The sequence below is a fragment of the Bradyrhizobium sp. genome (genome assembly GCF_016462955.1).
Classification (GTDB): domain Bacteria; phylum Pseudomonadota; class Alphaproteobacteria; order Rhizobiales; family Xanthobacteraceae; genus Bradyrhizobium.
Map to the genome: position 1 here is coordinate 1,150 of NZ_JAEMSD010000309.1, position 7,218 is coordinate 8,367.

A 7,218-nucleotide genomic window follows, 5' to 3' on the forward strand; every position below is an offset into this window, starting at 1 on the left:
CAGAACGCCTCTTTCGCCGAGGTGATGACGACGCCCTTCACCGCAGCATCCGCCGTGGTCGCCTTGACGATGGCCTCGAGCTCGTTGGTCGAGGTCTCGTCGAGCACGTTCATGGAACGGCCCGGGATGTCCCAGGTGACGAGCGCGATGCCGTCTGCGTCGGTCTCGACTTTGAAGTTCTTGTACGACATGTCGGTTGCTCCTCGGTGCCGCAGCCGATCCCAGGCGCGGCGGTTGACTCTGAATTCGTAGGGTGGGTTAGCGAAGCGTAACCCACCGCGGCCTTTCGCGGCAGAGACAGAAGAGGTGGGTTACGCCTTCGGCTAACCCACCCTACGGACCTACACCCGCTCGATGATCGTCGCGGTTCCCATGCCGCCGCCGATGCACAGCGTGACCAGGGCGGTGGACTTGTTGGTGCGCTCGAGCTCGTCGAGCACGGTGCCGAGGATCATCGCACCGGTGGCCCCGAGCGGATGGCCGAGCGCGATGGCACCGCCATTGACGTTGATCTTGGCACTGTCGATGTCGAAGGCCTGGATGAAGCGCAGTACCACCGAAGCAAAGGCCTCGTTGAGCTCGAACAGGTCGATGTCCGACTTCTTCATGCCCGAACGCGCGAACAGTTTTTCGGTGACGTCGACGGGCCCCGTCAGCATCATCGCCGGCTCGGAGCCGATGTTGGCGAAGGCGCGGATCTTGGCGCGCGGCTTCAGGCCGTATTTGCTACCAGCTTCCTTGCTGCCGAGCAGCACGGTGCCAGCGCCGTCGACGATGCCGGAGGAGTTGCCGGCGTGATGCACATAGTTGACGCGCTCGATCTCCGGATGCGACTGCACCGCGACGCCGTCGAAGCCGCCCATCTGCGCCATCATCGTGAACGACGGCTGCAGCTGCGCCAGCGACTGCATCGTCGTCGAGGGACGCATGTGCTCGTCCTTGGCGAGGATGGTGAGGCCGTTGATGTCCTTCACCGGCACCACCGACTTGTCGAAGCGGCCCTCGTCCCAGGCCTTGGCCGCGCGCTGCTGGCTCTGCACCGCATAGGCATCGACGTCGTCGCGCGAGAAGCCGTATTTGGTGGCGATCAGATCGGCCGAGACGCCCTGCGGCATGAAATAGGCCGGCACCGCGATCGAGGGATCCATCGGCCAGGCGCCGCCGGAGGCGCCGATGCCGACGCGGCTCATGGATTCGGCGCCGCCGCCGATCACGAGCTCATGCTGGCCGGACATGACCTGCGCGGCAGCGAAGTTCACGGCATCGAGGCCGGAGGCGCAGAAGCGGCTGATCTGCACGCCCGGAACGGCTTCGCCGAGCCCGGCCTTCAACGCCGCGAAGCGCGCGATGTCGGAGCCGGCCTCGCCGACCGGATCGACCACGCCGAGCACGACGTCGTCGACCGAATCCTCGGGCAGGTTGTTGCGGTCCTTCAGCGCCTTCAGCGGCACGGTCGCCAGCGCGAGCGCAGTGACTTCGTGCAGCGCGCCGTCCGCCTTGCCGCGGCCGCGCGGGGTGCGAACGTGGTCGTAGATGAATGCCTCAGGCATGACGCCCTCCTGGTGTGATGTTCGTTACGATTGGGAGCAGGCGGCGGAAGCTAGGCTCAGAACGCTTCCGCCGGCAATTCCATGATGGTGGCGCAACCGGCCTGGATGCGCGCGAGATTGGCCGCGGTCTCCGGCAGCATCCGCTCCATGAAGAAACGGCCGGTGACGAGCTTGGTCGAGAGATAGGGCGTCGCCCCGCTCTCGGCAATCTTGGCATTCGTCACCTTCGCCATCTTCGCCCACATGTAGCCGAGCGCGACGAAGCCGAACAGATGCAGGTAGTCGGTTGCGGCGGCGCCGGCATTGTCGGGCTTCGCCATCGCGTTCTGCATCAGCCAGGTCGTGGCCTGCTGCAGGTGGCCGAGCGAGGTCGAGAGCGGGGTGATGAAGGGCTTCAGGCCCTCGTCTCCGCCGTTCTCCTTGGCGAAGGCCATGACCTCGCCGAAGAAGGCCATGATGGCGCGGCCGCCGTCGCGCGGCAGCTTGCGGCCGACGAGGTCGAGCGCCTGGATGCCGTTGGCGCCTTCATAGATCATGGCGATGCGGGCATCGCGCACGAACTGCTCCATGCCGTGCTCGGCGATGTAGCCGTGGCCGCCATACATCTGCTGCGCCTGCACCGCGTTGGCGAAGCCGTAATCGGTGAGGAAGCCCTTCAGCACCGGCGTCATCAGGCCCATGTGGTCGTCGGCGGCCTGGCGGTCCTTCGGGTCCTCGGAGCGGTGGGCGACATCGCTCTTCAGCGCGGTCCAGATCACGAAGGCGCGCGCGGCCTCGTTGAAGGCGCGGAGCGAGAGCAGCGTGCGGCGCACGTCGGGATGCACAATGATCGGGTCCGCTTGCTTGTCCGGCGCCTTGGCGCCCGTGAGCGAACGGCCCTGGATGCGCTCGCGGGCATAGGCGACGGCGTTCTGATAGGCGACCTCGGACTGCGCGAGGCCCTGGACGGCGACGCCGAGCCGAGCCTCGTTCATCATCACGAACATGCCCTGCATGCCCTTGTTCTCTTCGCCGATCAGCCAGCCGGTGGCGTTGTCGTAGTTCATCACGCAGGTGGAATTGCCGTGGATGCCCATCTTGTGCTCGATCGAGCCGCAGACGACGCCGTTGCGCGCGCCGACCGAACCATCCGGATTCACAAGGAACTTGGGCACCACGAACAGCGACACGCCCTTGATGCCGGCGGGCGCGCCCTCGATGCGGGCGAGCACCAGGTGGATGATGTTGGAGGCCAAGTCATGCTCGCCGGCCGAGATGAAGATCTTGGTGCCCGTGATCTTGAAGCTGCCGTCGCCCTGCCGCACCGCCTTGGTGCGGAGCATGCCGAGATCGGTGCCGCAATGCGGCTCGGTCAGGTTCATGGTGCCGGTCCACTCGCCGGCGACCATCTTCGGGACATAGGTCTTCTTCTGCTCGGGCGTGCCGTGCACCAAGAGCGCGGCGGTCGCGCCCATGGTGAGGCCGCCATACATCGAGAACGCCATGTTGGCGGAGATCTGGAATTCGTTGACGGCCTGCGACAGCGTCACCGGAAGGCCCTGCCCGCCATATTCGGTCGGCGCCGACAGGCCGAGCCAGCCGCCCTCGGCAACCTGCTTGAACGCCTCCTTGAAGCCCTTCGGCGTGGTGACGCTGCCATCGTCTGCGCGCTTGCAGCCTTCGAGATCGCCGACGCGGTTGAGCGGCTGCAGCACCTCCTCGGCGAGTTTGGCGGCCTCGCCCAGGATTGCGTCGCGCACGTCGCTGGACGCGTCGGAGAAGCCCGGCAGATTGTCGTAGCGGTCGATCTGGAAGACGTCGTTGAGCAGGAAGTTCACGTCTTCGACAGGGGCTTTGTAGATCGGCATGGGGGTCTCCCGGCAGGCCTCGAAGGGATGATGTTGGGCTTAGGATTGGGCGGCGGCAAGCTGCTCCGCCATCAGGCGGTGCAGCATGTTGATCGCCTTGAGCGGACGCACCATCACCTTGAAATGGGTGATGCGTCCCTCGGCATCGAAGCTGATGATGTCGACACCGTTGATCTCGATGCCGTCGATCATGGTCTTGAATTCGAGCACGGCGCCGTTGTCGCTGCGCCACTCGCCGACATAGGTGAAGCCGGGGCCGCCGAGCACCTTCTCGGCGCTGGCGAGATATTTGAAGGTGATGTCGCGGCCGCGCTGCGGGGTATGCACCACGGGGCTTTCGAACACGGCATCGGGGTGCAGGAGGTCCCAGAGCGCGGCGCGGTCATGGGACTTCATGTAGGCGTACCAGGAATCGAGGCCGGTCATTTTCAGGTGCCTCCCTAGGCCAAGGGCAAAACTGCGAAAACAACCCCATGCACAGTAGCGACAGGGTTGATTCCGCTGGATTTTTTCAGTCGGGTGCCGACCCGCCTGCTCGCTGCCTCATATGCACATTGACGCATATGCGCCGATGCGCATAAAGTCAAGCGGAGTTGGTCGAGCCGAACAAAAGGAAGCCGGTCATGGCCCTGGGCGACGCAATCCTCGCATGCCTGACGGAACGTCCGATGACGGGCTACGAGCTCGCCAAAACCTTCGACTCCTCGATCGGCTTCTTCTGGAAGGCCGACCACCAGCAGATCTACCGCGAGCTCTCCAAGCTGCGCGACCGCGGCTACATCCAGGGCCGCGAGGTCGTGCAATCGGGCAAGCCCAACAAGCTGGTTTATACCCTCACTCCGGAGGGGCGAACAGCGCTGCGGCACTGGGCCGCGCGGCCAAGTACACCGGCCTCGACCAAGGACGACCTGCTGGTCCGCCTCCACGCGCTCGACAGCATCGACATCGAGCCGCTGCGCACCGACCTGATGGCCCGCCTCGAGCACCACCGCGACCGCCACGCCAATTACGAACGCATCCTGAAGAAGCGCTTTCCCGACGGCACCGCGGAAGGCCGGCTCGATCTCGGCAACCTCCTCCTGCTCCGCCTGGGGGCCCGCCACGAGCAGATGGTGGCCGATTTCTGCGAGGAGGCGCTGGAGGCGCTGTCGGCGACGACCGGCAAAGGCACGGTGGTGCCGATCGAGGAGAGCAAACGCGAAGGGAAGGGTTGAGCCCGCTAGACCGGCAAATTGTCCGTCATCCCGGGCGGGACTTCGCCTTGCTCTGACCGTTCGGCCAGAAGCTCTTTTTCAGCCAGATACCAGAAGGTATCCATTTTACCGCTTGGCTCGCCAGCACCTTTCCAGATCTCATAGGCGCGCTTGCGGATTTCTTCTTCGGTCAGACCGGTCATTGAATCACCCTTGTTGCGGAAGTTCCAAGCTTCCAACTCGCCTACGGTTCCTAGTAGGGCGAGATTGCAGCGACGGCCCAGGGGTAGGCCGCCCAACTTTAAGACAGCCGCGCCGCATTCCTTAACTCGTTGTTTACCGTAACGGACAAAAGTCGGTTTTCGAGGCAGACGACCCGCGCCATACTCGATTGTCTTTGCAACCGGCACGCGTGGGGAGACTGGAGGCGCCGGGTGGGGCGCCGGAGTCGGAACCGGACAGAGTCATGAATTCGCGCGTATCGTGGAGTGTCGACGGCATCGATCCATCCGTCCGGGAGCGGGCCGAAGCTGCTGCGCGCCGTGCCGGCATGTCGCTCAATGATTGGCTGAACTCCACGCTTGGCGAGACGACCCCGCCGAACTTTCGCGGCCCCTACGACCAGCGCAAAGATCCACATCAGGATCAGCGTCCGCAACACATGCCGAGCCAGGGGCCCAGCCAGGAGAGCCGCGAAGTCGCGGACATCCACCAGCGGCTCGACGCCATCACCCAGCAGATCGAGCGGATCTCGAAGCCCGCCCCGCGGCAAGACTCTTTGCGACAGGACCCGGCGAGGCCCGACGTTTCGCGCGAGCAAGGCGTCGCGCGCCAGCTCAACGACGCGATCTCGCGGCTGGATGCGCGCCTGTCGCAAATCTCCCGTCCGCAGCATCCTCAGCCGCCGCGGCCGGCTCCTGCGCCCTCACCCGTTGAAACGCGCCAACGCCAGGCCGATGCGGTCGAGCGCGCAGCGGCGCAGGTCTATCGCAGCTCCCCTCCCCTGAGCCCGGCTTCGTTCGACGTCGCCGTCGCCGAGATCACCGCGCGCCAGAGCGAGCTCGACGGATTTGTACCCCGCCAGGTGCCGCCGCGTGCCGCGCCGCCGCTTGCGCCGGCCGCCCCCTACGCGCCTCCAATGGCGCCGCCCGCACCCGCCTACGCGCCGCCGCCACCGCAGCCGGGACCGGATTTTTCCTCGCTCGAGCGCCATCTGCTCAAGATCACGAGCCAGATCGAGTCGCTGCAGCGACTCGACAACACCGAGCAGGCGATCGCCGCCTTCCGCAGCGAGCTCGCCGAGATCCGCGCCGCCATCACCGAGGCGATGCCGCGGCGCGCGATCGAATCGATCGAGAACGAGATCCGCTCGCTGCACCGCCGGATCGACGAGACCCGCTCCAACGGCACCGACGGGCAGGTTCTCGCCGGCATCGAGCGCGCGCTGTCCGACATCAAGCAGGTGCTGCGCACGCTGACGCCGGCCGAGCAGCTCACCGGCTATGACGAGGCGATCCGCAATCTCGGCGCCAAGCTCGACCTGATCCTGCGCGCCAACGACGATCCCTCGACGGTGCAGCAGCTCGAAGGCGCGATCTCCGCGCTGCGCGCCATCGTCTCCAACGTCGCCTCCAACGAGGCGCTCGCGCGCCTGTCGGAAGACGTGCAGTTGCTCTCGTCCAAGGTCGACCAGGTCACCCGCGCTTCCGGCCACAGCGACAGCTTTGCGGTGCTGGAACAGCGCATCGCGGCGCTCACGGCGGCGCTGGAAACGCGCGAGCGGCCGCAGCCGTCCGAGAGCACCGAGCATCTGGAAGCTGCGATCCGGGCGCTGTCGGACCGTTTCGACCGCATGCAGGTCGGCAACGATTCCGCCTCGACCTTCGCCCATCTCGAACAGCGCGTGACTTATCTGCTGGAGCGGATCGAGTCCGCCGCGGATCCGCACAATACAAACCTGAGCCGCGTCGAGGACGGGCTGCACGACATCCTCAGGCACCTGGAGCGCCAGCAGGCAACCTATGCCGCGCTGGCCGAGAGCCGTAGTTCCGCGCCGCCGCCCGATTCCGGCATGGTCGATCTCGTCAAGCGCGAGCTCTCCGACATCCGCTTCAGCCAGGCCGAGACCAACCGCAGCACCCAGGACTCGCTCGAAGCCGTGCACAGCGCGCTCGGTCACGTCGTCGATCGCCTCTCGATGATCGAGGGCGATCTGCGCGCCGTACGTACAGCGCCGCCGGCCCCGCAGCCGATGCCGATGCCCGCTCCGATCGAGCCCGCGCCTGTCGCGCGCGAGCCGCGGCCGCAGGCCCAACAGCCGAACCACGACCCCAAGCCCGAGCTGCCCAATCCCGCCGCCGCGCAAGCCGCGCAGGCCGGCTACGTCGCTGCACCGCGCGAATTTCATGCCGCCGCTCCCTCCGCGCCGCCACCGGTGCCGCAGGCGCCACCCCTGCCGCCGCGCGCGATCAGCGAAATCCTGGAGCCGCACACGGCCCGGGCCGCGCTCGCACCCGAACTGCCGCCGGATCATCCGCTCGAGCCGGGCACACGGCCGGGCGGACGCGTCGCCACCCCGTCCGAGCGCATCGCCGCCTCCGAGAGCGCGATCAGCGGAATCGCCCCCGC

General features: G+C 66.4%; 6 protein-coding genes and 1 pseudogene. 2 read left to right on the forward strand and 5 right to left on the reverse strand.

All coding sequences use genetic code 11. From position 1 onward, the window contains the following. From JHD07_RS26005 to JHD07_RS26020, 4 genes are all read right to left on the reverse strand, one after another. Positions 1-191: hypothetical protein (locus JHD07_RS26005; protein WP_291627254.1), on the reverse strand; the 191-nt coding region annotated here is incomplete at its 3' end. 150 nt (positions 192-341) lie between these two features. Beyond that, positions 342-1,550 (reverse strand): acetyl-CoA C-acetyltransferase, encoded by a 1,209-nt coding sequence (locus JHD07_RS26010; RefSeq protein ID WP_291627256.1) that lies wholly within the window; start codon positions 1,548-1,550, stop codon positions 342-344. 56 nt (positions 1,551-1,606) lie between these two features. After that, positions 1,607-3,397 (reverse strand): acyl-CoA dehydrogenase C-terminal domain-containing protein, encoded by a 1,791-nt coding sequence (locus JHD07_RS26015; protein ID WP_291627258.1) that lies wholly within the window; start codon positions 3,395-3,397, stop codon positions 1,607-1,609. 39 nt (positions 3,398-3,436) lie between these two features. Then, positions 3,437-3,823 carry a nuclear transport factor 2 family protein gene (locus JHD07_RS26020; RefSeq protein WP_291627260.1) on the reverse strand — a complete coding sequence of 129 codons (387 nt, stop codon included), beginning with the start codon at positions 3,821-3,823 and terminating at the stop codon, positions 3,437-3,439. Positions 3,824-4,020: 197 nt separating this feature from the next. On the opposite strand from JHD07_RS26020, the gene JHD07_RS26025 reads away from it, so the two are divergent. After that, on the forward strand, positions 4,021-4,611 hold the full coding sequence (locus JHD07_RS26025; protein WP_291627262.1) for a PadR family transcriptional regulator: 591 nt from the start codon (positions 4,021-4,023) through the stop codon (positions 4,609-4,611). 5 nt (positions 4,612-4,616) lie between these two features. Here JHD07_RS26025 and JHD07_RS26030 read toward each other — a convergent pair whose 3' ends face one another. Continuing rightward, positions 4,617-4,793, reverse strand: a complete 177-nt coding sequence (locus tag JHD07_RS26030) for a DUF2934 domain-containing protein (RefSeq protein WP_291627263.1) — start codon at positions 4,791-4,793, stop codon at positions 4,617-4,619. 263 nt (positions 4,794-5,056) lie between these two features. Between JHD07_RS26030 and JHD07_RS26035 the strand changes: the two are divergent. After that, positions 5,057-7,218, forward strand: a pseudogene (locus JHD07_RS26035) (hypothetical protein); the annotation flags it as partial.